Annotated in this window: 24 protein-coding genes; 19 read left to right on the top strand and 5 right to left on the bottom strand. The window is 66.6% G+C overall.

The features are described from left to right. Nucleotides 1-13: 13 nt before the first annotated feature. Nucleotides 14-358 carry a hypothetical protein gene (locus tag H4O10_RS03610; RefSeq protein ID WP_049454084.1) on the bottom strand — a complete coding sequence of 115 codons (345 nt, stop codon included), beginning with the start codon at nucleotides 356-358 and terminating at the stop codon, nucleotides 14-16. Nucleotides 359-397: 39 nt separating this feature from the next. Then, on the bottom strand, nucleotides 398-1,009 hold the full coding sequence (locus H4O10_RS03605; protein WP_033833370.1) for a GyrI-like domain-containing protein: 612 nt from the start codon (nucleotides 1,007-1,009) through the stop codon (nucleotides 398-400). 353 nt (nucleotides 1,010-1,362) lie between these two features. On the opposite strand from H4O10_RS03605, the gene cyoA reads away from it, so the two are divergent. From cyoA to cyoD, 4 genes are read left to right on the top strand one after another with little or no spacing between them, the layout of a single operon-like run. Next, complete coding sequence (gene cyoA / locus H4O10_RS03600; RefSeq protein WP_049454086.1) at nucleotides 1,363-2,403, top strand: ubiquinol oxidase subunit II; 1,041 nt, start codon at nucleotides 1,363-1,365, stop codon at nucleotides 2,401-2,403. Between the two features lie 2 nt (nucleotides 2,404-2,405). After that, nucleotides 2,406-4,403 (top strand): cytochrome o ubiquinol oxidase subunit I, encoded by a 1,998-nt coding sequence (gene cyoB, locus H4O10_RS03595; RefSeq protein WP_005408582.1) that lies wholly within the window; start codon nucleotides 2,406-2,408, stop codon nucleotides 4,401-4,403. Then, nucleotides 4,400-5,038: a cytochrome o ubiquinol oxidase subunit III gene (gene cyoC / locus H4O10_RS03590; protein WP_005408583.1), complete on the top strand. Its 639-nt coding sequence runs from the start codon at nucleotides 4,400-4,402 to the stop codon at nucleotides 5,036-5,038. The genes cyoB and cyoC overlap by 4 nt, the downstream gene beginning before the upstream one ends. Then, complete coding sequence (gene cyoD, locus H4O10_RS03585) at nucleotides 5,038-5,379, top strand: cytochrome o ubiquinol oxidase subunit IV (protein WP_005408584.1); 342 nt, start codon at nucleotides 5,038-5,040, stop codon at nucleotides 5,377-5,379. The genes cyoC and cyoD overlap by 1 nt, the downstream gene beginning before the upstream one ends. 494 nt (nucleotides 5,380-5,873) lie before the next feature. On the opposite strand, the gene H4O10_RS03580 is transcribed toward cyoD, so the two are convergent. Then, nucleotides 5,874-7,931: a bifunctional diguanylate cyclase/phosphodiesterase gene (locus H4O10_RS03580; RefSeq protein ID WP_005412645.1), complete on the bottom strand. Its 2,058-nt coding sequence runs from the start codon at nucleotides 7,929-7,931 to the stop codon at nucleotides 5,874-5,876. Nucleotides 7,932-8,081: 150 nt separating this feature from the next. Between H4O10_RS03580 and radA the strand changes: the two genes are divergently transcribed. From radA to H4O10_RS03560, 4 genes are all read left to right on the top strand, one after another. Further along, nucleotides 8,082-9,458, top strand: coding sequence for a DNA repair protein RadA (gene radA, locus H4O10_RS03575; RefSeq protein ID WP_005408586.1), 1,377 nt, complete (start codon nucleotides 8,082-8,084; stop codon nucleotides 9,456-9,458). A gap of 121 nt (nucleotides 9,459-9,579) precedes the next feature. Then, nucleotides 9,580-11,436: an ATP-binding protein gene (locus H4O10_RS03570; protein ID WP_049454371.1), complete on the top strand. Its 1,857-nt coding sequence runs from the start codon at nucleotides 9,580-9,582 to the stop codon at nucleotides 11,434-11,436. Nucleotides 11,437-11,484: 48 nt separating this feature from the next. Continuing rightward, nucleotides 11,485-13,791, top strand: coding sequence for a tetratricopeptide repeat protein (locus H4O10_RS03565; RefSeq protein ID WP_049454369.1), 2,307 nt, complete (start codon nucleotides 11,485-11,487; stop codon nucleotides 13,789-13,791). A gap of 92 nt (nucleotides 13,792-13,883) precedes the next feature. Further along, nucleotides 13,884-14,348 carry a hypothetical protein gene (locus H4O10_RS03560; RefSeq protein ID WP_049432328.1) on the top strand — a complete coding sequence of 155 codons (465 nt, stop codon included), beginning with the start codon at nucleotides 13,884-13,886 and terminating at the stop codon, nucleotides 14,346-14,348. Nucleotides 14,349-14,447: 99 nt separating this feature from the next. On the opposite strand, the gene ccsA is transcribed toward H4O10_RS03560, so the two are convergent. Further along, nucleotides 14,448-15,242 carry a cytochrome c biogenesis protein CcsA gene (gene ccsA, locus H4O10_RS03555; protein WP_033833375.1) on the bottom strand — a complete coding sequence of 265 codons (795 nt, stop codon included), beginning with the start codon at nucleotides 15,240-15,242 and terminating at the stop codon, nucleotides 14,448-14,450. A 122-nt stretch (nucleotides 15,243-15,364) separates the two neighbouring features. On the opposite strand from ccsA, the gene ffh reads away from it, so the two are divergent. The 10 genes from ffh (at nucleotide 15,365) to H4O10_RS03505 (ending at nucleotide 22,380) form a co-directional block, all read left to right on the top strand. After that, nucleotides 15,365-16,741, top strand: coding sequence for a signal recognition particle protein (gene ffh, locus H4O10_RS03550; RefSeq protein ID WP_005408591.1), 1,377 nt, complete (start codon nucleotides 15,365-15,367; stop codon nucleotides 16,739-16,741). Nucleotides 16,742-16,832: 91 nt separating this feature from the next. Then, a complete protein-coding gene (locus H4O10_RS03545; protein ID WP_033833376.1) occupies nucleotides 16,833-17,909 on the top strand; it encodes a nitronate monooxygenase in 1,077 nt (358 codons plus the stop codon). Further along, nucleotides 17,906-18,718, top strand: a complete 813-nt coding sequence (locus tag H4O10_RS03540) for an aminotransferase class IV family protein (protein ID WP_033833377.1) — start codon at nucleotides 17,906-17,908, stop codon at nucleotides 18,716-18,718. Before H4O10_RS03545 ends, H4O10_RS03540 begins: the two co-directional genes overlap by 4 nt. Before the next feature lie 97 nt (nucleotides 18,719-18,815). After that, the gene (gene rpsP / locus H4O10_RS03535; RefSeq protein ID WP_005408594.1) at nucleotides 18,816-19,076 is read left to right on the top strand and encodes a 30S ribosomal protein S16; all 261 of its coding nucleotides are present in this window, start codon (nucleotides 18,816-18,818) and stop codon (nucleotides 19,074-19,076) included. 44 nt (nucleotides 19,077-19,120) lie between these two features. Next, the gene (gene rimM / locus H4O10_RS03530) at nucleotides 19,121-19,633 is read left to right on the top strand and encodes a ribosome maturation factor RimM (protein WP_005408595.1); all 513 of its coding nucleotides are present in this window, start codon (nucleotides 19,121-19,123) and stop codon (nucleotides 19,631-19,633) included. Between the two features lie 8 nt (nucleotides 19,634-19,641). After that, nucleotides 19,642-20,400 (top strand): tRNA (guanosine(37)-N1)-methyltransferase TrmD, encoded by a 759-nt coding sequence (gene trmD, locus H4O10_RS03525; RefSeq protein ID WP_049432339.1) that lies wholly within the window; start codon nucleotides 19,642-19,644, stop codon nucleotides 20,398-20,400. 154 nt (nucleotides 20,401-20,554) lie between these two features. Next, complete coding sequence (gene rplS / locus H4O10_RS03520) at nucleotides 20,555-20,956, top strand: 50S ribosomal protein L19 (protein ID WP_005408597.1); 402 nt, start codon at nucleotides 20,555-20,557, stop codon at nucleotides 20,954-20,956. An 82-nt stretch (nucleotides 20,957-21,038) separates the two neighbouring features. Continuing rightward, on the top strand, nucleotides 21,039-21,419 hold the full coding sequence (locus H4O10_RS03515) for a DUF6404 family protein (protein ID WP_049454361.1): 381 nt from the start codon (nucleotides 21,039-21,041) through the stop codon (nucleotides 21,417-21,419). A gap of 80 nt (nucleotides 21,420-21,499) precedes the next feature. Further along, nucleotides 21,500-21,934, top strand: a complete 435-nt coding sequence (locus H4O10_RS03510) for a DUF1801 domain-containing protein (protein ID WP_005412655.1) — start codon at nucleotides 21,500-21,502, stop codon at nucleotides 21,932-21,934. A 38-nt stretch (nucleotides 21,935-21,972) separates the two neighbouring features. Further along, the gene (locus H4O10_RS03505) at nucleotides 21,973-22,380 is read left to right on the top strand and encodes a DUF1801 domain-containing protein (protein ID WP_033833379.1); all 408 of its coding nucleotides are present in this window, start codon (nucleotides 21,973-21,975) and stop codon (nucleotides 22,378-22,380) included. Nucleotides 22,381-22,449: 69 nt separating this feature from the next. On the opposite strand, the gene H4O10_RS03500 is transcribed toward H4O10_RS03505, so the two are convergent. After that, a complete protein-coding gene (locus tag H4O10_RS03500; RefSeq protein ID WP_049454357.1) occupies nucleotides 22,450-23,910 on the bottom strand; it encodes an MATE family efflux transporter in 1,461 nt (486 codons plus the stop codon). 62 nt (nucleotides 23,911-23,972) lie between these two features. Between H4O10_RS03500 and H4O10_RS03495 the strand changes: the two genes are divergently transcribed. Continuing rightward, nucleotides 23,973-24,212: a hypothetical protein gene (locus H4O10_RS03495; RefSeq protein ID WP_005408602.1), complete on the top strand. Its 240-nt coding sequence runs from the start codon at nucleotides 23,973-23,975 to the stop codon at nucleotides 24,210-24,212. The last annotated feature ends 4 nt before the right edge of the window (nucleotides 24,213-24,216 follow it).

The raw sequence follows: 24,216 nt of genomic DNA, 5'->3' as shown, positions 1-24,216 counted from the left end.
CAGGCCCGGAGGATCAAGCCCTATATATAGCGCAGCAGGTGCCGGATCTGATGAGCACGAGCATCACCAGTTGCCGCAGATAGCCGCCGATCACCCCGGCCAGCACCCCGGCCGCGATCCGCATGGCCAGCCGGAACCATCGCCCGGTGCGTTCCCGCAGCCAGGGCAGTACCACCGTTACCTGTGCGGCCAGCAGCAACACCACCACATCCATCCCCAGTGCATCGATCAGCGACAGCAGCGGCAGCAGGTCGGGATTGCAGGCCAGTACAAGCAACAACACGCTGCACAGCAGCGCGAAGGCGCGGCGCTCGGTGGGCAGGGTGGTCCAGCGCAGTAAACGATCAATCAGGGGCATGAATCTTCTGCTCCTTGTCAGAGCGGTGCTCGCAGGCGGTCATTCCGCGCGGACGGGCTGCCGCAGCACGGTCTTCAACCGCGCCGCGTCGGTCCTGCGCGGGTCGCTCAGGTAAATCTCATGATGGGGGCCGGCAAAGGTGTAACCCAGTGCGGGCATCAGTTCGTCGTGCAGATGGGCCAGGGCCGGACCCTCTTCATCGTAGGCGCCTACGTGAAGCGTCTGCAGGCAGAGGCCTTCTTCGAGAATTTCGTGGCGAAGGCTGGCCGGAACGTCGCCCAGTTTCTTCGCCGCCTTGGCAATGGCAGCCTCCAACTGCGCTGGACGGATCCCATCCGGCGTGCGGATCATCGCCGTCCACCTCCACTCATCCTTGCGGCGTGCCACAAAGCTCGACGGATCCTCGGCGGTCCAAAGCGCTTCCAGCGGTGGCACCACGTAGTCCTGGCCCCCGGCCTTCAGGGCGAACTTCAGTGCATAGCTCACCGAGTACAGCCATTGCACCGCCTGCAGGTAGGCCGGGGCAGTGTTCGGGTCGCCGCGACCATCGACCATCAGGTAGGGCAGGGGCGGTACATCGACCGGTACGAACTGGCCGGCGGGCGGGTGATAGAGTGCCCGGTCGCGGTTCTTGAAGTCGATCTTGTCCATCGGGGTCTTCCTCCTGTGCCGAGCATCCCATGCCAGGCACCCGTCAGCACGCCTGAACCGATTCAGGTGACTTTGCCGAACGAGGGCGAACGGCCCGCGAACGTCCAGGGCCGGAATGCCGCCCTGAGTCATGCGCCCCGTCATGCCCGCGCGGTGCGACAACGTGTCGCAGCCAGAATCGGGCCTTTCCTGCGCTCGATCAATGTCAATGCCTTTCTTAAATGGTGGGTGACGGCCTAAAATTGAAAGGCTGACTCGACCCACCTCCCTACCTGTCTTCCGGACCGGTGGGACCGGCTTTGGCCGGAACAGGCAGGACGGGGAACGGCATTCCCTCGCAATTGGATCGACCGATGATTCCGTTGAAAACCCTTGGGCGCTGGTTGCGCCCGGGCCTGCTGCTGTCGTTGCTGGTGATGCTCACCGGCTGCGATGCCGTGGCCATCCTCAGTCCGAAGGGCCAGATCGGCCAGGATGAGAAGACCCTGCTGATCACGGCCACCGTGCTCATGCTGCTGGTCGTCATCCCGGTCATCATCATGACCCTGACCTTCGCGTGGAAGTATCGCGCCTCCAACACCAAGGCCCGTTACGAGCCGAAGTGGTCCCACTCGACGGCGATCGAGGTGGTGGTGTGGTCCATTCCCTGCATGATCGTGCTGGTGCTGGCGGTCCTGACCTGGCGTTCGTCGCACGCGCTGGACCCGTATCGTCCGCTGGAATCGGACGTCAAGCCGGTCACCATCGAGGCGATCTCGCTGGACTGGAAGTGGCTGTTCATCTATCCGGAAGAGAAGGTGGCGGTCGTCAACGAAATCAAGTTCCCGGTCAACACGCCGCTGAACTTCAAGATCACGTCCGATTCGGTGATGAATGCGTTCTTCATCCCGCACCTGGGCAGCATGATCTACTCGATGGCTGCGATGGAGACCAAGCTCCACCTGATCGCCAACGAGACCGGTGAATTCCCGGGCATGTCCTCGCACTACAGTGGCGCAGGCTTCGCCAAGATGCACTTCACCGCCTACTCGGTCACCGATGCCGAATACCGTCAGTGGGTGGACCAGGTCCGTGCCGGTGAGCAGACCCTGGACAAGGCCTCGTTCAAGGCCCTGGGTGAAGCACGCAACGCCGAGTGGTATCCGGTCACCTACTTCGGCAAGACCGAAGAAGGCCTGTTCGACTGGGTCATCGCCAAGCACATGGGCGACAACAAGCATTACGGCATGAAGCACTCGCACGCCGGTGCCGCCGCTGCCGATGCCGCCAGCCATGAAGCGCACGAGGGGCATGCCCCCAGTGACGCGCATGATTCCAAGGAATCGGGTGAAAACCTGGATGCCACCGAACACGAACACGCTGGCCATGCTGGCCACGCGGGTTCGGGAGAATGAACATGTTGGGAAAACTCTCTCTTGAGTCGATCCCCCACGATCCGATCGTGCTGACCACCCTGGTCGGCGCGGTGCTGGGTGGCCTGGGCGTCATGGCCCTGATCACCAAGTTCAAGCTGTGGGGCTATCTGTGGAAGGAGTGGTTCACCTCGGTGGATCACAAGAAGATCGGCGTGATGTACCTCATCGTCGCCTTCGTCATGCTGCTGCGCGGCTTCTCCGACGCCATCATGATGCGTACCCAGCAGGCGCTCGCCGTCGGCGGGTCCGAGGGTTACCTGCCACCGCACCACTACGACCAGATCTTCACCGCCCACGGCGTGATCATGATCTTCTTCGTGGCGATGCCGCTGATCACCGGCCTGATGAACCTGGCCGTGCCGCTGCAGATCGGTGCGCGCGACGTCGCGTTCCCGTTCGTCAACTCGCTCAGCTTCTGGCTGTTCGTGTCGGGCGCTGTGCTGATCATGCTGTCGCTGTGGATCGGTGAGTTCGCTGCCACCGGCTGGCTGGCGTTCCCGCCGTTGTCGGGCATCGAATACAGTCCAAGCGTCGGCATGGACTACTACATCTGGGGTCTACAGGTCGCAGGCCTGGGTACCACGCTGAGCGGTATCAACTTCTTCATCACCATCCTGAAGATGCGTACCCCCAGCATGAAGCTGATGCAGATGCCGGTGTTCACCTGGACCGCCCTGGTGACCAACGTGCTGATCGTCGCTGCCTTCCCGGTGCTGACCATCACCCTGGTGCTGCTGACCCTGGACCGTTACCTTGGTACGCACTTCTTCACCAATGACGGTGGCGGCAACGCCATGCTGTACATCAACCTGATCTGGATCTGGGGTCACCCGGAGGTGTACATCCTGGTCCTGCCGGCGTTCGGTGTGTTCTCCGAAGTCATCGCGACCTTCTCGCGCAAGGCGCTGTTCGGCTACAAGGGCATGGTCTACGCCACCGCCTGCATCGGCGTGCTGTCGTTCATCGTGTGGCTGCACCACTTCTTCACCATGGGTTCGGGTGCCAACGTCAATGCCTTCTTCGGCATCACGACGATGATCATCTCGATCCCGACCGGCGTGAAGATCTTCAACTGGCTGTTCACCATGTTCCGCGGCCGCGTGCACTTCACCACCCCGGTGCTGTGGACCATCGGCTTCATGGTCACCTTCGTCATCGGCGGCATGACCGGCGTGATGCTGGCGATCCCGGCCATCGACTTCGTGCTGCACAACAGCCTGTTCCTGATCGCCCACTTCCACAACGTCATCATCGGCGGCGTGGTGTTCGGCATGTTCGCCGGCATCACCTACTGGTGGCCGAAGATGTTCGGCTTCCGCCTCAACGAGTTCTGGGGCAAGTGCGCGTTCTGGTGCTGGTTCATCGGCTTCTACGTGACCTTCATGCCGATGTACGTGCTGGGCTTCATGGGCATGACCCGTCGCCTGCAGAGCACCGTCAACCCGGCCTACGAGCCGCTGCTGCTGATCGCCGCCGCAGGTGCCTTCATCGTTGGCGCCGGCATCCTGTGCCAGATCATCCAGGTGGCCGTGTCGATCCGCGACCGCAAGAAGACCGTCGACCTGACCGGCGACCCGTGGGATGCCCGTACGCTGGAGTGGGAAACCTCTTCGCCGCCGGCCTTCTACAACTTCGGCACCCTGCCGGAAGTCACCGAACTGGACGATTTCTGGGAGCGCAAGCAGCGTGGTGAAGCCTGGCCGAAGCCGGCCAAGTACACCGACATCCACATGCCGCGCAACACCGGCACGGGCGTTGTCATCGGTGCCTTCAGCCTGGTGTTCGGCTTCGCGATGATCTGGCACATCTGGTGGCTGGCCATCGTCGGCTTCGTCGGCATGATCGCCACGTTCATCTACCGCACCTTCGACCAGGACGTGGACTACTGGGTCCCGGCCGCCGAGGTGGAACGCATCGAGAACGAACACCGCAAGCACCTGGAAGCCCAGGGCCTGGTGAAGTCGGAGCTGAAGGCATGAGCACCAATACCTCGACCCTGAGCCACGGGCACGCCGCGCATGCGGCGGCCCATGGCCATGACGACCACGAGCACCACGACACCGGCGGCAACACCGTCTTCGGTTTCTGGGTGTACCTGATGAGCGACTGCCTCATCTTCGCCTCGCTGTTCGCCACCTACGTGGTGCTGGCAGGCGGCACCGATGGTGGCCCCACCGCGAAGGACCTGTTCGAACTGCCGTTCGTGGCATGGGAAACCGCGCTGCTGCTGACCTCCTCGCTGACCTTCGGCCTGGGCATGATCGCCATGCACCGCAAGCAGATGGGCCAGATGTACCTGTGGCTGGGCATCACCTGGCTGCTGGGCTTCGGCTTCATGTGCATGGAAGTGTGGGAGTTCCAGCACCTGATCCACCAGGGCTACGGTCCGGACCGCAGTGCCTTCCTGTCGGCGTTCTTCGCCCTGGTCGGTACCCACGGCCTGCACGTCAGCGCCGGCCTGCTGTGGCTGCTGGTGATGTTCGTGCAGCTGAAGAAGTACGGCCTGACCCCGACCAACAAGACCCGCATGGCGTGCCTGAGCCTGTTCTGGCACTTCCTGGACCTGATCTGGATCGGCGTGTTCTCCGTCGTCTACCTCAATGGAGCGCTGTAATGGCACATGACAACCATGCACACGACCACGGCACCGGCGGCGAAAGCCATGGCACCGTGAAGTCGTACCTGATCGGCTTCGTGCTGGCGGTGGTGCTGACCGTCATCCCGTTCTGGATGGTGATGTCGGGTGATTTCTCGCGCACCGTCAACGGTGTGGTGATCGCGATCACCGCGGTGCTGCAGATGCTGGTCCACCTGGTGTTCTTCCTGCACCTGGACCGCTCTTCGGAAAGCCGCTGGAACGTCAACGCTGCGGCCTTCACCGTGGTGGTGATCGGCATCATCGTGGTCGGTACCCTGTGGGTCATGCACAACATGAACGTGCACATGATGCACTGACGTCCGCGCGACGTCGCCACGCAGAAAGGCCGCCCTCGGGCGGCCTTTTTGTTTGTCGCGCCCACCGGGAATGGCACGCGCGGTGGTAGTGCCGGCCGCTGGCCGGCAATTACGGGAAGCCGGCCAGCGGCCGGCTCTACCAGGATCCACGCCATGTGTGGATGGGGTCAGAGCCCTTGCCTGCGGCAAGGGATCCGACCCCAAAGCCATTGGCCTCATCCCACCCGGCATGGCCGGCACAGGGGGTAGTGCCGGCCGCTGGCCGGCAGTTGCGGGAAGGCGGCCAGCGGCCGGCCCTACCAGGAGATCCACGCTGTACGGGGATGGGGTCAGAGCCCTTGCCTGCGGCAAGGGATCCGACCCCAAAGCCATCGGCCTCATCCCACCCGGCATGGCCGGCACAGGGTGGTAGTGCCGGCCGCTGGCCGGCAATTACGGGAAGTCGGCCAGCGGCCGGCGCTACCAGGAGATCCATGCCATGCGTGGATGGGGTCTCACCCCACCCGGCGCAGGAACTCCTCGGCGTCCATTGGTCGGCCCAGGTGGTAACCCTGCAATTGATCACACCCCAGTTCGCTCAGGTACTCGCGCTGTGCCTGCGTCTCCACACCCTCTGCCACCACCTGCAGCTGCAGGGTGCGCCCCAGCGCGATGATCGACGAGACGATGGCGGCATCCTCTTCATTGCATTCCAGATCGTGCACGAACGCGCGGTCGATCTTCAGTTCGGTGGCGGGCATGCGCTTCAGGTAGAGCAGGCTGGAATAGCCCGTGCCGAAGTCGTCGATGGCAATGTGCACGCCCATCGCGGTCAGGTCGTTGAGAATCGCCAGGCTGGCGTCCACGTCCTTCATCGCCGTGGTCTCGGTGATCTCCAGGGTCAGGCACGCCGGTTCGATGCGGTGCCGTTGCAGCACCTCGCGCACACTGTCCAGCAGCGCCGGCGAGGCGAACTGCAACGGTGACAGGTTCACCGCCATCGACCATTCGGAATGTCCGGCATCGTGCCACGCGCGCAGCTGTGCACAGGCACGGTCCAGTACCCAGTCACCGATCGGCAGGATCAGACCGCTGCGTTCGGCGATGGGAATGAACACATCCGGCGCCAGCAGGCCCAGCTCGGGATGCTGCCAGCGCAGCAGCGCTTCGGCGCCGGTGGCCGGTGCGCCGGCGGCAGGGAACTTGGGCTGGTAGTGCAGCACCAGCTCGTCGCGGGCGATGGCCTTGCGCAGGTCCTGCAGCAGGCGCAGCTGGCGGTTGGCACTGAGCTGCATCGAGGGGGTGAAGAACGTATAGCCGTTCCGGCCGGTCTCCTTGGTGTGGTACATCGCCGCATCGGCGTGTGCCATCAGCTCGCGCTCGTTGCCGGCGTCAGCCGGATACAGGGCGATGCCCAGGCTGGCGCTGACCTGCAGCTCGGCTGCATCCAGCAGGAACGGTTCGCCCGCCGCCGCGATGATCCGCTCGGCGACCACCACTGCATCGTCGGGAACATCGATGGCCAGCACGATCACGAACTCGTCGCCGCCGAGGCGGGCGAAGGTGTCCTGTGGCCGCAGCAGGCCGCCGATACGCTGCGCCACCGCCACCAGCAGGCGATCTCCCAGCTGGTGTCCGTACGCATCATTGACCGCCTTGAAGCCGTCCAGGTCGCAGAACATCACCGCCACCGCCTGGTTGCGCCGCCGCGCCTTCTCGATGGCCTGCTCGATGCGGTCCTGCAGCAGCATGCGGTTGGGCAGCTGGGTCAGCGGGTCGTGCAGGGCGGCCTGGATCAGCCTGTCGTTGGCGTGTGCCAGTGAATCGGCCAGCAGCCCGGTGCGCACGCGCATCTGCCGGTCGAACAGCGAGGCCACCAGGGCGATGCCCAGAGTCGCCACCGTGGTGACGATCACCAGCACCGCCAGCCAACGCGTGTCGATGCCGCCGCTGCCGACCGCGCCGCAGATGCTGCCCTCCGGGAAGCGCGCCGCGGCCATGCCGGTGTAGTGCATGCCGACGATGGCCAGGCCCATCACCAGTGAGGCGAGCAGGCGCAGGCGCGTGGTGTTGCGCTGCTCGGCACGCAGGCGGAAGGCAATCCACAGCGCCGCACCGGCGGCGCCGATGGCAACCGCGATGGAGGCAGCGAACCAGCCCGGGTGATAGTCGATGCCCGGCTGCATGCGCATCGCGGCCATGCCCAGGTAGTGCATGGTGGCAATGCCCAGGCCCATCAGCACGGCGCCGGCCAGCAGACGTCGCCAGGGCAGGCTGGACCGCGACACCAGCCACAGCGCATAGGCCGAGGCGCCGATCGACACGGCCAGCGAGTACAGGGTGATGCCGAGGTCGTAGCCGACCGGAATCGGCAGGTCGAAGGCCAGCATGCCGATGAAATGCATCGACCAGATACCCAGGCCCATCGCCGCCGCGCCGCCGGCCAGCCACCAGCGGGCCACGCGCCCCTCGGCGGTGGCCAGGCGGCCGGCCATGTCCAGCGCCGTGTACGAAGCAAGAATGGCCACCAGCAGGGAGATGGCGACCAGGCTCTGACTGTAACTGCCAGTCATGTTGAATCCAGAGGGGGAGGGAGGGGGCGCCCGCAAGGCGCACGCCCGCGACAGCTATCGGCGCGGGCAGGCGGGACTTGAGCGGTCGCAGCACCTGCGACCCGGCTCGGCTATCCTGCCACGCCTGTTCCCGTTGCTGGAAATCATCCGATGGCCAAAGCCCGCACCGCCTACGTCTGCAATGAATGCGGCGCCGAATTCAGCAAGTGGCAGGGCCAGTGCACCGAGTGCAACGCCTGGAACTCGCTGTCGGAAATCGTGCTGGAGAGCGCGGCGGCGGCCAAGGCGCCGGCGTCGCGCCGGGCGGGTTGGGCGGGCAAGATCGATCCGCCGAAGATCACCGCGCTGAAGGACGTGGAGCAGACCGAGCACCGCCGGGTCAGCACCGGCATCGGCGAGTTCGACCGTGTGCTCGGCGGTGGCCTGGTCGAGGGCGCGGTGGTGCTGGTCGGCGGTGACCCGGGCATCGGCAAGTCGACCCTGCTGCTGCAGGCAGTGGCGAAGATGGCGGCCGAACTGCCGGTGCTGTACGTCACCGGCGAGGAGTCGCTGGCGCAGGTGGCCGGCCGTGCGCACCGGCTGGAACTGCCACTGGATGGGGTCAACGCGCTGGCCGAGACCGGCGTCGAGTCGATCCTGCAGCATGCCTCCAGGGCGGGGCCGCGGCTGATCGTGGCCGATTCGGTGCAGACCCTGTGGACCGAGAGCCTGACCGCCGCGCCGGGTTCGGTCAGCCAGGTGCGCGAGAGCGCGGCGCGGCTGGTGCGTTTCGCCAAGGAGACCGGCACCGCCGTGTTCCTGGTCGGCCACGTGACCAAGGAGGGCGGCATCGCCGGCCCGCGCGTGCTCGAACACATGGTCGATGCGGTGCTGTACTTCGAAGGCGAGAGCGGCAGCCGCTTCCGTTTGCTGCGCGCGTTCAAGAACCGCTTCGGTGCGGTCAACGAACTGGGCGTGTTCGCGATGGGGGACAAGGGCCTGAAGGAAGTCTCCAATCCATCGGCCATCTTCCTGTCCGGCGGCAGCACCCATCAGCCGGGCAGCTGCGTGATGGTCACCCGCGAGGGCACGAGGCCCCTGCTGGTGGAGGTGCAGGCACTGGTCGATGCATCGCCGTTGTCGAACCCGCGCCGTGTCGCGGTCGGCCTGGAGCAGAACCGCCTGGCCATGTTGCTGGCCGTGCTGCACCGTCACGGCGGCGTGCTGGTCGGCGACCAGGACGTGTTCGTCAATGTGGTCGGGGGTATCCGCGTACAGGAGACCGCGGCCGACCTGCCGGTGCTGCTGGCGGTGCTGTCCTCGCTGCAGGACCGGCCGCTGGCGGAAAAGACGATTGCCTTTGGCGAGGTTGGCCTGTCCGGTGAGATCCGCCCGGTGCCCAACGGCGAGGACCGCCTGCGCGAGGCGGCCACCCATGGTTTCAAGCGCGCCATCGTGCCCAAGGCCAACGCGCCCAAGGGCGGCTCGGTGAAGGGCATGGAAGTGATCGCGGTGGAGCGCCTGTCCGAGGCTATCGACGCGGCGTGATGCGCGGGGCCCTGCCTCTACAAACGTCGTATACGGCAACGGTCAGCCTGCCTGTGCTAGTTTTTCCCGCTCGACGAAGGCGCCCTCTGGCGTCTTTCCGTGCCCAGGAGTAAACGATTACATGCAGGACACCACGCTCACCGCCCCCAACGCCGAAATCCGTCGCGCAGGGGTCGATCTCAATGGATTGATGACGGTGCTGGGCAAGCACCTGTATTCCACCCCGGTGGTGGCGCTGCGTGAGCTGGTGCAGAACGCGCATGACTCGATCATCCGTCGCCGCATCGAGCAGCCTGGCATCGAAGTGCCGTCGCGCATCTCGGTGCAGGTCGATGCCGCTGCCGGCGTGCTGCGCATCACCGATACCGGTGCCGGCCTGACCCGCCAGGAAATCCATGACTACCTGGCTACCGTGGGCGTCGGCTACACCCGGGGCCTGCGCCAGGGCGGGGAGGACGATGAAGGCCTGATCGGCATGTTCGGCCTCGGGTTCCTGTCGGCCTTCGTGCTGGCGCGCAGGGTCAGCGTGCGTACCACGTCGTACCAGACGCCGGAACTGGGTCATCTGTACGTGTCCAGCAATGCCGAGCAGTACACCGTCAGCGAAATGCCGGCGCGCGCGGTTGGCACCGAGGTGGAACTGGAGCTGCATCCGGATTTCCTGCCGCTGGCCAACGAGGCGCGCCTGCACGAGGTGCTGGGCCGCTATTGCGCGCTGCTGTCCGAGCCGATCTTCATCGGTGCTGCGGCCGAGGCGCTCAACCCCGAGCCGCCGCCGTGGCGCAGCCAGGGTGACGTCGCCGTGCATCCGGTGCAGGCGCGTCGCCAGGCGCTGCAGTTCGCTGCGCGCTTCGAGCATGATTTCGAGCCGATCGTCACCGTGCCACTGCGCGCGGATGGCGACAGCGATGCCACCGGCCTGTTGTGGGTCCAGGACGGCGCTACCTACGGCACCAGTGACAACCGCAATCTTTCGGTGTTCGTGCGCGGCATGCTGCTGGACGACGATGCGCGCGACCTGCTGCCGCCGTGGGCGGGCTTCATCGGCGGAGTGATCGAATCCTCGCGTCTGACGCCGACCGCCAGCCGCGAAGACCTGCAGCGCGATGACCAGTACCGGGCCGTGCAGCACGCGCTGCTGGAGGCGCTGATTGATGGCCTGGCCGACGTCGCACGGCAGCAGCCGGAAGCCTGGCGACGCGTTCTCACGCGCCATAATGAGGCTTTGCTGGGCGCGGCGCTGTGCGATGACCGCCTGTTCGACCTGCTGCTGGAGCACGTGCGCGTGCCGACTTCGCAGGGCGACCTGCCGGCGAGTGCGCTGCCGGCGCGTGGTGCCGTGCATGTGATTCTCGACAATGGCGGTGGCTTCGAGGAGATGCTGTTCCGTGCGATGGGGGTACCGGTCGCGCATGGCCACCGCTATGCAGTCGTGCCGTTCCTGCGTCGCTGGGCCCAGGCCAAGGGCCTGCGCCTGGTTGAACTGGGGACCGAGCAGGGTAACCGTGCACTGTTCCGAAGCGATGACAGCCTCGACGAGGCGCAGCTGGCATGGCTGCGCGAGCAGCTGGGCGACGGCGAACAGTTGCTGCCGGCACGCTTCAGCCCCGAGTCGCTGCCGGTGGTGGTGGTGCCCGACCGCGAAGCCGAGCTGAAGCAGCGGCTGGAAGACGACGAGAACGACAAGCGCGTGTCGATGGCCGCGCTGCGCTTGGCCCGGCAGTTCACCGCACGCATCGAGTCGCGCGCGCCGTCGCGGCTGTACCTCAATCTCGACAACCCGGCAGTGCAGGCGCTGCTGCGCGCCCAGCGCGAGGGGCATCCACAGGCCGAAGCCGCAGCCCGTCTGCTGCGCTCACTGAAGATCATCGTCGCCGCGCAGGGCCGCCCGCTGGCACGCGCGAACGCTACGCCCGGCCCGGATCTCAACGGCGCCTTTACCGATATCGCCGGTGCCCTGCAGCAGATGCTGCGCTGAGCACCGTACCTTCTCATCCAGCCTTCGCTAGACAGGAGCACTTACCCCATGGACATCTGGAACTGGGTCGAAAAACTGCAGGGTGACCTGCGCCAGGCCGGCCAGGCGCAGAACGCGCACCTGCTGAACCGTCTCGCCGACGAGGTGAGTGAACTGCAGATCGACCGCGTCGATGCATTGCTGCCCGAAGCGCGTGCGCTGGGCAAGGCGCTGGACAACCCGTGGGTCGACGTCTATGTCGGCCACTGGGCGCTGCGCAACCGCGTCGGCAACCGCGTCGAAGGCGAGAGCGCGCTGGGCGAAGCGGTGGCGCTGTTCGAACGTGCGCACCGTGAGGACACGCTGGAATGCCCGCAGTCGATCTGCGTGACCCAGGATCTGGCTGCCTGCTATGGCAACATCGATGGCCCGGGCTGGGTGCCCGAGCGCATCGAGGTCTGCGATGAAACACTGGGTCGCATCGACCCGAGCTGGGCGTGTTTCCAGTGCCTGAGCTGCGAGAAGGCCGATGCGCTGCTCGATGATGGTCGTGGCCAGGCGGCGCTGGATTACCTGCAGGCGCAGGCCGATGCCGTGGAGGCCTGTGGCAAGGAAGTGTTCGACAGCTTCCCGGAGATGCAGATCAAGATCCTGCTGGGAATGGGCCGTGCCGATGAGGCACTGGTACTGATCGAAAAGCGGGAGGCCGAAGTTGCGGCGTCCGGAGAATACGAGCCGGCCAACTGCACGGTGCCGCGCCGCCTGTCCAAGGCCTGGGCGCTGGCCCAGCTGGGCCGCGACGAAGAGGCGCTGCAGCAGCTGGTGCCGTGGAGCGAGCTGACTCCGAACTACTGGCGCCTGTGGGCCAACACCGCCGCCGCGCTCTGCCAGCGGGATCCTGCGCGCAACACCTGGGATCTGGGCACGCGCTTCAACACGATCATCGAGCACTTTGCCCGGGTCGGATCGCATCGCCTGCTGATCGAAGTGGCAGCGCTGAGCCTGGAGCTGGCGCTGCAGCGTGGTGCGCGCTGGGTGGCACTGCGGCAGCTGGAACTGGCCCGCACGCATCTGGCGCAGCTGCGCCAGGATCGTGGTGCTGCGGCGCTGGTGGCCGGCCTGGCCGCGCGCATCGACGCGTTGCCGGATGTCGCACCGCTGCCGGTGCCGGCGGGCGAGCTGCTGGCATGGCTGGACGCGCAGGGCGAACAGAGCCAGTCGCGCGATCCCGAGCGCGAAGCGCAGTGGTTGCTGCAGGCGCATGCCGAGTTGCCCGATGACGAGGCGCTGGCCGAGATGGCGGCCAGCGCACTCAATGCCTGCGGCGCACAGCCCGAGGCGCGCGCGCTGCTGTGGCGGTTCGTACGCGGCCATGCGCAGCACGATGGTCCCGCGGCCTACACGCTGATGCGCTGGCTGGCCGAGCAGGGCGACGACGATGGCCTGCGCCAGCTGGCCGATCTCTACCGTGGCAGCGTGCCGGTGTTCGCGCACTGGTGCGAGGTGCAGCGTGCACGCCGCGTGTCCGACTGGCCGGCGCTGGAGCAGGCGGCCCGATCCCTACTGGAGCTGTCGCCGGGCTCGCACGGCGCGCGCGGCACGCTGGCGCGCATGTACATGGAAACCGGCCGCTTCAGCGAAGCACAGGCCTGCTATGCGCAGCTGGTTGAATTGCTGGAAGATCCGAATGCCGCGCATTGGGACCACATGAGTGCCGCCAGCGCGGCACGGGATTGGGACGCCGTGCGTCGCTCGGCGAAGGCGATCGGCATGGAGCTGTCCAGCCAGGAAGGCGTGGTCGAAGAGCCGTGGGGCTGGGTGATCATCCGCAGCGAAGAGAACGGTGAGCCGATGGAGTACTACGCCCGTCGCAGCGGACCGGTGACCGCGCGCATCGTCGAGAACGCGCCGTCCAACCGCGCCCAGCAGGTGGGCGACTGGGTGGTGTTCGATGCCGCGCTGGTGCATCCGGCACCCGAGGAGGAGGAAGCACGCGAGCATTTCATCCCGACCTATGCGCAGGTGCATGTGCTGGAACGCGGAGGTTTCGCCCGCAGCTGGATGATCGATGGCGCGCACCCGGGCGAAGAGGCCTGGAACGTCTTCGTCGAGGCGGCCGAAGCACAGGGTTGGAAGGTGTGGTCGCACAGCCGCCCGGACTACACCGTCACCGACCCCGATGTGGAAGACGGCACGCTGCCCGGCCTGCTGTTCACCGTGGCCCAGCCGCAGGACCACGCACCGCTGGCACTGCACCGCTTCCTGCAGCAGCACACCGCGACGTGGCCGCATCCGCATTGCTGGCTGCGCCTGGCCGAAGCCTGCAACCAGGATCGCCAGCCGCACCTGCACGTGATCGAGCGTTACGGGTTGTAAGCCGGGTATCGGGTAGTGCCGGCCGCTGGCCGGCAGCACCGGGATATCCTGTAGTGCCGGCCAGCGGCCGGCACTCCCTCAAGGAGAAATACATGCGAAAGACAGGGATGCTCGTGATCACCGGGCTGCTGCTGGCCCCCACCGTGCAGGCTGCTCCCGCCTGCCGGGAGCCTGCGGCTGTGGCCCGCGCCTTCTACGAGGCGACGACTGGCAACGGTGATCTGCTGGATCCGCCGGCCGCGCTGGTCAGCGCGGCCTTCGGCAAGGCGCTGCGTGATGAGCGTGCCTGCCAGCAGCGCGAGGAGGGCATCTGCACGATCGATTCCGATCCGTGGCTGGATGCGCAGGACGGCGACATCGAACCCCCGGTGCGCTACAGCTGGAAAGCGGCCTCGGCGAATTCCGGCCAGGTCGAGATGCGCTATTCGGTGTGGAAGAAGGCCTACGTGACCCGCCTGCCCATGGTGCGCCAGGCGCAGGGCTGCTGGCAGGTCGATGACATCCTCACCAACAGCGGCCGTTCGGTGCGGAAGATCCTGGCGCAGCCGGTGCCATGACCGGCGGCAGCATCCACGCAGGGTGCGGTCCAGTTGCCGGCCAGCGGCCGGCACTACCAGGTGATGTTGGGTGGGTGCTGACCGTTGGTCGGCACGCTTCTATCGCGTATGCCCGAACACCAGTTCGATCACGAACTGGCTGCCGAAGAACGCCAGCAGCAGCAACAGCATTGCCGCCAGCGTCCAGTGCACCGCCTTCATGCCGCGCCAGCCGTAGCGGCGGCGGCCGACCAGCAGCACGCCGAACACGACCCACGACAGCACGCTCAGCACAGTCTTGTGCACCAGCTTCTGTGCCAGCAGGTCATCGACGAACAGCACACCGGTGACCAGGGTCAGGGTCAGCAGCGCGAAGCCGACGGTGATCACCCGGAACAGCAGTGATTCCAGGTCGGCCAGCGGCGGCAGCGCCCGCAGCCACGGGCGGAACTCGCGGCGGCGCAGCGCACGTTCCTGCAGCCACAGCATGATCGCCAGCAGCGCGGCGATGCTCAGCGTGGCGTAGGCCAACAGGGCCAGCCAGGCGTGGCTGGCCAGGCGCCAGCCCAGCACCTTGCTCGGTTCGTGGCCGTAGCTGTGGTAGGCCAGCAGCGCTGCCGCGGCCAGCGGGAACACCACCACGCCCAGTGCCGACATGCGTCCGCGCGCGCCGACCAGCGAGGTCAGCCAGGCCATGCCCAGGCCGACCAGCGACAGCGCGGCGAAGAAGTGCATGTCCGGCCCGCCGTTGGTGCGCATCGCCACCATCACGTGGTAGCTGCCATGCAGCAGCATCGCCGGCAGGGCCGGCCACAGCCAGGTGGGCGAGCCGGTGGTTTCATCGCGGCCGAGCGCGCGCACCAGCAGGGCACTGGCAGCCAGGTAGAGCAGGACGGCGATGAGAACGATTGTCATCGTTGCAGTTTCGCACACCCCTGCGGTGGTGGCGACGGCCCCGTGGCCGCAGTCCGGGGAGACAGCCGGACCCGTTATACTGTCTGCCTTATTGTCCCCCGCTTTCAGACAGGTTGCGCCGCATGTTCGAGTCCCTGACCCAGCGCCTTTCCGGCACCATCGAGCGCCTGCGTGGCCGTGGCCGCCTGACCGAGGAGAACATCCGCGAGGCGACCCGCGAAGTGCGCATCGCGCTGCTCGAAGCCGACGTTGCGCTGCCGGTGGTGCAGGCCCTGATCGAGCGCATCAAGGTACGAGCGGTCGGCCAGGAAGTGCTGAAGTCGCTGACCCCGGGCCAGGCGCTGATCAAGGTCGTGCGCGACGAGCTGACCGCGGTGATGGGCGCCGAAGCCAGCGACCTGAACCTCAATGTGCCCGCGCCGGCCATCATCCTGATGGCGGGCCTGCAGGGCGCCGGCAAGACCACCACGGTGGGCAAGCTGGCCAAGCACCTGAAGGAAAAGCGCAAGAAGAAGGTGATGGTGGTCTCGGCCGACGTCTACCGTCCGGCCGCGATCGAACAGCTGAAGACCCTGGCCGAGCAGGTCGGCGTGCTGTTCTTCCCGTCCAGTGCCGACCAGAAGCCGGAAGCCATCGTCCGTGCCGCCATCGACGACGCGCGCAAGTCGTTCGTCGACGTGCTGCTGGTCGATACCGCCGGCCGCCTGGCCATCGACGAAGCGATGATGGCCGAGATCAAGGCCCTGCACGCTGCGGTGAACCCGGCCGAAACCCTGTTCGTGGTCGACGCCATGACCGGCCAGGACGCGGCCAACACCGCCAAGGCCTTCGGCGATGCCCTGCCGCTGACCGGCGTGGTGCTGACCAAGACCGACGGTGACGCCCGTGGCGGTGCCGCACTGAGCGTGCGCTACATCACCGGCAAGCCGATCAAGTTCGTCGGCGTCAGCGAAAAGCCGGAAGGCCTGGACGTGTTCCACCCGGACCGTATCGCCAGCCGCATCCTCGACATGGGCGACGTGCTGTCGCTGGTCGAGCAGGTCGAGCAGCAGGTCGACAAGGACAAGGCGGCCAAGCTGGCCGAGAAGGTCGCCAAGGGCAAGAAGTTCGACCTGAACGACATGCGTGACCAGCTCGAGCAGATGCAGAACATGGGCGGCATCGGCGGCCTGATGGACAAGCTGCCGGGCCTGGGCAACATCCCCGACCATCTGAAGCAGCAGGTCAGCCAGGGCAAGGAAGTGCCGCGCATGATCGCCATCATCAGCTCGATGACCAAGAAGGAACGGCGCAACCCGAACCTGCTGAACGGCTCGCGCCGCGCGCGCATCGCCAAGGGCTCGGGCGTGACGCCGGCTGACGTCAACAAGCTGATGAAGCAGTACATGCAGATGGAAAAGATGATGAGCAAGATGGCCGGCGGCGGCATGAAGGGCATGCTGCGCAGCATGAAGGGCATGATGGGCGCCATGGGCGGCCGCGGCATGCCGTTCCGTTGATGCAGCGACGGGGCCGGCGCGCATTGCGACGCGGCCCCGGTCACAATGACTGGCGTATGCTGGATGGCGACTTCTCCAACAGGTATGTCGCGTGAATGCATCGCCGATTCTTGAACGCGCCGACACCTTCTGTCGGCGTTTTTCATTGCAGCTTCCGATCCTGCTGGCACCGATGGCCGGTGCCTGCCCGGTGCCGCTGTCGGCTGCGCTGGCCAATGCCGGCAGCATGGGCGCGATGGGCGCGGTGTTGTCCTCTTCGGCCGATATCGGTCGCTGGATGGACGATTTCCGCGCCGCTTCGACCGGCCCGGCGCAGGTGAACCTGTGGGTGCCGGATCCGGTGCCGACCCGTGACGTTGCCGCCGAGGCTGCCAGCCGCGCCTTCCTGGCGCAGTGGGGCCCGGACGTGCCGGCCAGCGCCGCCGATGCCACGCCCGCCGACTTCGAAGAACAGTTCGCCGCACTGCTGGCCGCACGCCCGGCGGTGGCCTCGACCATCATGGGTGTGTTGCTGCCGCGCCACGTGCAGCAGTTGAAGGATGCCGGCATTGCCTGGATCGCCTGCGCGACCACCTTGTCCGAAGCGCGTGCAGCACAGGACGCCGGTGCCGATGCGGTGGTGGCGCAGGGCATGGAAGCGGGCGGCCATCGCGGTGCGTTCGATCCGGCGATGGCCGAGCGCCAGCTGGTCGGCCTGTTCGCGCTGCTGCCGCGCCTGGCCGATCACCTGCAGATCCCGGTGATTGCCGCCGGCGGTATCGCCGATGGCCGCGGTATCGCCGCCGCGCTCACGTTGGGGGCCAGCGCGGTGCAGATCGGCACCGCGTTCCTGCGCACGCCCGAAGCAGCGATCGCCTCGGCATGGGCCGATGGGCTGGCCGCCAGCGAACCGGAAGACACCTGGCCGACCCGCGCCTTCAGCGGCCGCCTGGGCCGCGGCCTGGCGACCGCCTATGTGCGCGCCGCTGCCGCAGAAGGCGCCCCGCCGCCACGCCCGTACCCGGTGCAGCGCGGGCTGACCGCGCCGATGCGCAAGCAGGCCGCGCAGGAAAACCGCCTGGCGGCGATGCAGGCCTGGGCCGGGCAGTCGGCGTGGATGGCGCCGGCACAGCCGGCCGCCGACGTGCTGCGCGGCATGTGGGGCCAGGCGCAGGCGCTGCTGCGATGACGGTGACCTGCAACGGCCTGCCGGCACAGGTCGAGGATCTGCTGCCGGCGCTGGTCAACTACGGCCATTTCACCTCGCTGCAGGTGCGCGACCACGCGGTGCAGGGACTGGACCTGCATCTGGCGCGGCTGTCACAGGCCACGCGTGCACTGTTCGGCAGCGAGCTGGATACGGTGCAGGTACAGACCTGGATGGCACAGGCCCTGCAGCAGGCCGGCCTGGCCGATGCCTCGCTGCGGGTGACGGTGTACTCGCGCCGGTTCGATTTCCGCAACCCGCTGGCGGCGGTGCCGGTGGACGTGCTGGTGGCAGTATCAGCGCCGGTGGCCCTGATCGCGCCCAAGCGCGTGCGCAGCGTGGTCTGGCAGCGCGAAATGCCGCAGATCAAGCACGTGGGCACGTTTGGCCTGTTCGCCGAGCGCCGCGCGGCGATGGCCGAAGGATTCGACGATGTGCTGTTCGTGACCGCTGATGGCGACGTGAGTGAAGGCAGCACCTGGAACCTGGCCGTGCACGATGGTGAACGGCTGCTCTGGCCGCAGGCGCCGGCCCTGCGCGGTACGGCCGAAGCGCTGCTGAAGCGGCATTGGCCCGATACGCAGTTGGCGCGGCCGTTGGCGCTGGCTGAACTGGGCAGTGTGAAGGCCGCTTTTGCCTGCAACGCCAGCGGCCTGTGGGCGCTGGAGGCCATCGACGGGCATCTCCTGCCAAGCTCGCAGGCGCTGGCTGAACAGGGCAGGGCGGTGCTGGCGGCGGTGGCTTGGCAGGGGCTGGGGTCAGATCCCTTTTGCGGCGCAAAAGGGATCTGACCCCAAGCGAACGCCCGGGGTTGGCTCGGCCGGACTCTACCGCTATAATCGCCCGCTTACCTCGCCATCCTGGCGACTGGGCAATAGGAAAAACACCATGGTCAAGATTCGACTGACCCGCGGCGGCGCCAAGAAGCGTCCGTTCTACCACATCATCGTCACCGACGTGCGCAGTGCGCGCGACGGCCGCAACATCGAGCGCGTTGGTTTCTACAACCCGGTCGCCCAGGGCGGCGAGAAGCGCATCGAGCTGGACCTGGCCCGCGTTGACCATTGGGTCAAGAACGGCGCCCAGCCGACCGACAAGGTCCGCAACCTGATCAAGGAAGCGACCAAGTCCCAGGCCGCTGCGGCCTGATCCTGACGGGCCACGCTTCGGCGTGGCCCTCTTGGTTGAAGCAGATGAAAGATATCGAGCGCCGCATCCTGCTGGGCAGGGTTGTCGGCGCTTTTGGTGTGCGCGGCGAGATCAAGCTCGAGTCCTGGACCGAGCCACGTTCCGCCATTTTCCGTTACCAGCCGTGGATCGTGCGCAGCCCGTCCGGCGTGGAAACCACGATTGAAGGTGTGCGTGGCCGCGACAGTGGCAAGCACCTGGTCGCCCGGTTCCCCGGCGTCGAGGACCGCGATACCGTTGAAGCGATGCGCGGCACCGAGATCTATGTGGCCCGCAGTGCCCTGCCACCGCCGAAGCCCGATGAGTATTACTGGGTGGACCTGGAAGGCCTGGACGTGAAGACCACCGAGGGCGTTGCCCTGGGCCAGGTCTCGCACCTGTTCAGTACAGGCGCCAATGACGTGGTGGTGGTCCGGGGTGACCGCGAGCGGATGATCCCGTTCGTGCAGCCGGACTTCGTCAAGTCGGTCGATTTCGAGGCCAACCTGGTCGTGGTCGACTGGGATCCCGAGTTCTGAGTGTGAGCATGCGTTTCGACGTCATCACCCTGTTCCCCGAGTTCCTCGCCCAGTCCGCTGGACTGGGCGTGGTCGGGCGCGCGCAGGAGAAGGGATTGTTCAGCCTGCATGGCTGGAATCCCCGTGATTACGCCGAAGGCAACTACCGCCGGGTGGACGACCGTCCGTTCGGTGGCGGCCCGGGCATGGTGATGCTGATCGAACCGTTGCAGGCCTGCCTGCAGGCGATCCGCGATGCTGATCCGACCCCGGCGCGGGTGATCTACCTCAGCCCGCAGGGGGCGCCGTTGACCCAGGCCAAGGTACGGGAACTGGCGGCACTGCCGCGCATGGTCCTGCTCTGTGGCCGCTACGAGGGCATCGACGAGCGTTTCCTGGAAGCCAATGTCGACGAGGAAATCTCCCTCGGCGACTATGTGCTGTCGGGTGGCGAGCTGGGTGCGGCGGTCATCATCGACGCCGTGGCCCGCCTGCAGGACGGGGCCCTGAATGACGCTGAATCAGCGGCCCAGGACAGTTTCGAAGGTGATCTGGGCCTGCTCGACTGTCCGCACTACAGCCAGCCGGCCCAGCACCCTCTGGGCGACGTGCCGGACGTGCTGCGCTCAGGCAACCATGCGGCCATCGCCGCGTGGCGCCGCCAGCAGTCGCTGGTCCGTACCGCCCAGCGGCGCCCGGACCTGCTGGATGAACAGACGCTGGGCAAGGCCGACCGCACGCTGCTGGAACAGGGCCGTCAAGCCCAGAAACAGAAGGCCGCCCCCTAGCGCAGGGCCGGCTTTATCGGCTATCATGGCCAATTACCGCCAGCCCAGGCCGGCGCGCGCAGTACCCACAACAAACGTGCAGCACAGTCCGGTGACTGCATGAGCCCACGTTGTCTACATGACACGCCCACCCGAACAAGAATCGGTGTAACCCATGAGCAAGCTGAACAAGTCCATCGTCGCGGAATTCGAATCCGCCCAGATCACCCGTGAACTGCCGAAGTTCAGCCAGGGCGACACCGTTGTCGTCAACGTGAAGGTGAAGGAAGGCAGCCGCGAGCGCGTGCAGGCCTACGAAGGCGTCGTCATCGCCACCAAGAACGCCGGCCTGAACTCCTCGTTCACCGTGCGCAAGATCTCGCACGGCTACGGCGTCGAGCGCGTGTTCCAGACCCACAGCGCCATCATCGACTCGGTCGAAGTGAAGCGTCGTGGTAAGGTCCGCGCCGGCAAGCTGTACTACCTGCGTGGCCTGGAAGGCAAGGCTGCCCGCATCAAGGAAGACCTGGCTGCCGCTGCTGCCGCCAAGGCTGCCCGTCTGGCCGAAAAGGCCTGATAAACAACTTCGGTTGTTGCCGCGACGGCCACCTTCGGGTGGCCGTTTGCGTTTCCGGCATCGCATCGGCCATGCTCAGGTGATGAACGACATCAACCCGCGCTATCCCGCCGTGATCCAGTCGGCGTTGCGCTTCCTCGACGGCAAGGGACTGGCGCGTGTGCAGTCGGCGCCGTTGCTGCATCGCCTGCTGTGGCGCATGGGCATCGCACTGCCACCGCCGATCCTGGCCGGCTTCGGTACCAATGCGCTGGTGCAGGGCCTGTTGTTCGGGCTGTTCTGGACCGCGCTGATGTGGCTGATGCTGTGGCAGGGCCGCGAGCGTCCGCTGGCCTTGCTGCTGGCGGCCGGGCTGTTGGCTGGTGCGCTGTTCGGCGTGGTGATGGCCGGCTTGATGCGCTCGCTGCGCCGTCACCGCAAATTGCCGGAGTGGCGCCAGTTCCGCGCGGGGCAGGCGGACTGAGCCGATGGCGCACTGCGCCGTGACCGCCCGGCACAGGCCGCGGTAGGCTGCCGGCATCATCCCGATGGACGTGCCGTGCGATGCCTGCCAAGCGAACCGCACCTTCCGCTGCGCCCAAGCTGTTGTCAGGCGGTAATCCGCAGATCGCCAAGGGCGAGGGCGATGCCACGGTACAGGCCTATATCGCGGCGATGCCGGACTGGAAGCGGCCGATCGGCGCACGGCTGGATGCGCTGGTCGAACAGGCCGTACCCGGGGTGCACAAGGCGGTGAAGTGGAACTCGCCGATGTATGCGGTGGCCGCGGGCGAAGGCTGGTTTCTCAGCTTCCATTGCTTCACCCGCTATATCAAGGTGGCGTTCTTCCGCGGCGCTGCGCTGAAACCGGTGCCGCCGGAGCCGTCCAGGAGTGCCGATACGCGCTACCTGCACATTGCACAGGATGGCGTACTGGATGAAGCCCGGTTTCTTGACTGGGTGCGCCAGGCCGCGGCATTGCCCGGCGAACACATGTAAGCCCACCGTTCTGATCTCCTTGCCGACGAGAGCCGCTGATGGCCACGCATGCACCCAACCCGGCCGATGCCGGAACCCCGGCCGCCGAACTGATCGATGCGCGCATCGCCGAACTGGGCGACTGGCGTGGCGAAGCGCTGGCACGCGTGCGTGCGTTGATCCATGAGGCGCTGCCCGACGTGCAGGAAACCTGGAAATGGCGGGGTACACCGGTGTGGGAGCACAACGGCATCCTGTGCACCGGCGAGACCTACAAGCAGGCGGTGAAGCTGACGTTTGCCAATGGCGCGGCGCTGGCCGACCCCAAAGGCCTGTTCAACGCCAGCCTGGAGGGCAACACGCGGCGCGCGATCAATATCCATGAAGGCGCGATGCCGGATGCCGCCGCGTTCAAGGCGCTGATGCGCGCGGCGGCCATGTTCAACGCGGCGAAGAAGAAGCGGTAGAGCCGGCTGCTGGCCGGCTGTGCCGCGATGCTGCTGGAGAGGCTTGAGGTTGCCGGCCAGCGGCCGGCACTACCGCATCGGTGCGGCATCCGGGTCGGCCACCGGCGACGGCGGGCAGGCCGGAATTTCCGACGGCGTGGCCAGTTCCTCGGCGTGCGAGGGCTTGCCCATCATCTTCGCCTTGCGCCAGCCGCCCCAGCGGTAGTACGCCAACGACAGCAGCATCGACGCCAGCGAGCTGACCGGGAAACTCCACCAGATCGCATCGGCGCCCCAATACGGCTGCAGCAGCTCGGCGAACGGCACGCGCACGCCCCACAGCGAACCGGCCAGGATCAGCAGCGGCGGGATCACCGCGCCGGTGGAGCGCACCACGCCGGAGATCACGAAGCTGACGCCGAAGAACAGGAACGAGCCGATCACCACGTGGTTGAGGTGACGGGCAATGTCCAGCGCCTGGCTGGCCGGCGGCAGGAACAGGGCCAGCAGCTGGCGATCGAACAGGACCAGCGGCAGGATCAGCGCGCCGGTCAGCAGGAAATTGAACAGCACGCCCTGGCGTGCGGTGCCGCGTACGCGGTCCCAGCGCTGTGCACCGACGTTCTGCGCCGCCATCGAAGAGCACGCCGCGCCGATCGCCATCGCCGGCATCTGCAGGTAGTTCCACAGCTGCAGGGAAGCGCCGTAACCGGCGGCGGTGTCGGTGCCGTACTGGTTGACCATGGTCATCAGCAGGATCACCGACAGCGAGATCAGCACCATCTGCAGGCCCATCGGCACGCCCTTGAGCACCAGCGCTTTCAGGATGGTCAGGTCGAGCTTGAACAGGCGCATGTCGGCGCGGCCCAGCCACAACGTGTGGCGCTTGTGCCGCATGTACAGCAGCAGGCCGGCCAGCGACAGCGTCTGCGCGACGAGCGTGGCCCAGGCCGAGCCGGCGATGCCCAGCGCGGGGAACGGCCCCATGCCGAAGATCAGAACCGGGTTCAGCACGATGTCCAGTGCCACCGACACCATCAGGAAACGGAACGGCGTGCGCGAGTCACCGGCACCGCGCAGCGCGGCGGTGAGGAAGGCGAACGCATACAGCGTCGGCATCGCCAGGAAGATGATCTGCAGGTAGGCCTCGGCCAATGGCAGCGAGGCGGCCGGCGTGCCCATCGCCGCCAGCAGCGGATGGGCCATGAACCAGCCGGCGATGGCGATGATCACCGACAGGCCGATGAAGAAGGTAGCGCTGGTGCCGACCACGCGCCGCGCCTGCGCGATGTCGCGCGCGCCGATCGCCTGGCCGATCAGGATGGTCGAGGCCAGGCCGAAGCCGAACACCGAGCCGATCAGGAAGAACATGATGTTGTTGGCGTTCGCGGTGGCGGTCAGTGCCGCCTCGCCGAGGAAGCGCCCGACCCAGACCGCATTCACCGAACCGTTCAGCGACTGCGCGATGTTGCCGGCCAGGATCGGCAGGGAAAACAACAGGAGATTGCGGCCGATCGGGCCGGAGGTCAGGTCAAGCGGCGCTTTGGCCATGGAGTGGTGATCGAATCCCGGGAGGCGCACACTAGCACCAAGCCGGTTTGCGGGATGTGGCAATGCGTCAACGACTGCAGGTGAAGCGAAGGCTGGCGCTGGCCTTGATCGGCGCCGCGCTGGCCGCATGTTCGACAGGTGACCGGCTGGGCGATACCCAGGTGCGGCCAACCGACCGCCCCGAGTGCCTGGTCGGCAGCCAGCGCCAGGATCTTTCCGCCGGCGTTCCCACCTTGATCGGGGGCAGTGGCTGCCGCACCGACCCCGACAACCCGCGTCCCCTGAACAAGCGAACGGAGTAGTCCC

The sequence above is a fragment of the Stenotrophomonas sp. I18B00994 genome, from assembly GCF_014145825.1.
In the GTDB taxonomy this organism is placed as follows: Bacteria; Pseudomonadota; Gammaproteobacteria; order Xanthomonadales; family Xanthomonadaceae; genus Stenotrophomonas; species Stenotrophomonas maltophilia.
This window is presented reverse-complemented; position numbering and strand designations above follow the sequence as displayed.

Bases quoted from the DNA above. Each gene is read 5' to 3' on its own strand.
- cyoC (WP_005408583.1), top strand. From the start codon at position 4,400: ATGAGCACCAATACCTCGACCCTGAGCCACGGGCACGCCGCGCATGCG.
- ffh (WP_005408591.1), top strand. From the start codon at position 15,365: ATGTTCGAGTCCCTGACCCAGCGCCTTTCCGGCACCATCGAGCGCCTG.
- H4O10_RS03560 (WP_049432328.1), top strand. From the start codon at position 13,884: ATGCGAAAGACAGGGATGCTCGTGATCACCGGGCTGCTGCTGGCCCCC.
- H4O10_RS03500 (WP_049454357.1), bottom strand. From the start codon at position 23,910: ATGGCCAAAGCGCCGCTTGACCTGACCTCCGGCCCGATCGGCCGCAAT.
- H4O10_RS03580 (WP_005412645.1), bottom strand. From the start codon at position 7,931: ATGACTGGCAGTTACAGTCAGAGCCTGGTCGCCATCTCCCTGCTGGTG.
- H4O10_RS03570 (WP_049454371.1), top strand. From the start codon at position 9,580: ATGCAGGACACCACGCTCACCGCCCCCAACGCCGAAATCCGTCGCGCA.
- cyoA (WP_049454086.1), top strand. From the start codon at position 1,363: ATGATTCCGTTGAAAACCCTTGGGCGCTGGTTGCGCCCGGGCCTGCTG.
- H4O10_RS03565 (WP_049454369.1), top strand. From the start codon at position 11,485: ATGGACATCTGGAACTGGGTCGAAAAACTGCAGGGTGACCTGCGCCAG.
- H4O10_RS03510 (WP_005412655.1), top strand. From the start codon at position 21,500: ATGCCTGCCAAGCGAACCGCACCTTCCGCTGCGCCCAAGCTGTTGTCA.
- H4O10_RS03610 (WP_049454084.1), bottom strand. From the start codon at position 358: ATGCCCCTGATTGATCGTTTACTGCGCTGGACCACCCTGCCCACCGAG.
- ccsA (WP_033833375.1), bottom strand. From the start codon at position 15,242: ATGACAATCGTTCTCATCGCCGTCCTGCTCTACCTGGCTGCCAGTGCC.
- H4O10_RS03515 (WP_049454361.1), top strand. From the start codon at position 21,039: ATGAACGACATCAACCCGCGCTATCCCGCCGTGATCCAGTCGGCGTTG.
- cyoB (WP_005408582.1), top strand. From the start codon at position 2,406: ATGTTGGGAAAACTCTCTCTTGAGTCGATCCCCCACGATCCGATCGTG.
- H4O10_RS03505 (WP_033833379.1), top strand. From the start codon at position 21,973: ATGGCCACGCATGCACCCAACCCGGCCGATGCCGGAACCCCGGCCGCC.
- rpsP (WP_005408594.1), top strand. From the start codon at position 18,816: ATGGTCAAGATTCGACTGACCCGCGGCGGCGCCAAGAAGCGTCCGTTC.
- H4O10_RS03540 (WP_033833377.1), top strand. From the start codon at position 17,906: ATGACGGTGACCTGCAACGGCCTGCCGGCACAGGTCGAGGATCTGCTG.
- cyoD (WP_005408584.1), top strand. From the start codon at position 5,038: ATGGCACATGACAACCATGCACACGACCACGGCACCGGCGGCGAAAGC.
- trmD (WP_049432339.1), top strand. From the start codon at position 19,642: ATGCGTTTCGACGTCATCACCCTGTTCCCCGAGTTCCTCGCCCAGTCC.
- H4O10_RS03605 (WP_033833370.1), bottom strand. From the start codon at position 1,009: ATGGACAAGATCGACTTCAAGAACCGCGACCGGGCACTCTATCACCCG.
- radA (WP_005408586.1), top strand. From the start codon at position 8,082: ATGGCCAAAGCCCGCACCGCCTACGTCTGCAATGAATGCGGCGCCGAA.
- H4O10_RS03495 (WP_005408602.1), top strand. From the start codon at position 23,973: ATGCGTCAACGACTGCAGGTGAAGCGAAGGCTGGCGCTGGCCTTGATC.
- rimM (WP_005408595.1), top strand. From the start codon at position 19,121: ATGAAAGATATCGAGCGCCGCATCCTGCTGGGCAGGGTTGTCGGCGCT.
- rplS (WP_005408597.1), top strand. From the start codon at position 20,555: ATGAGCAAGCTGAACAAGTCCATCGTCGCGGAATTCGAATCCGCCCAG.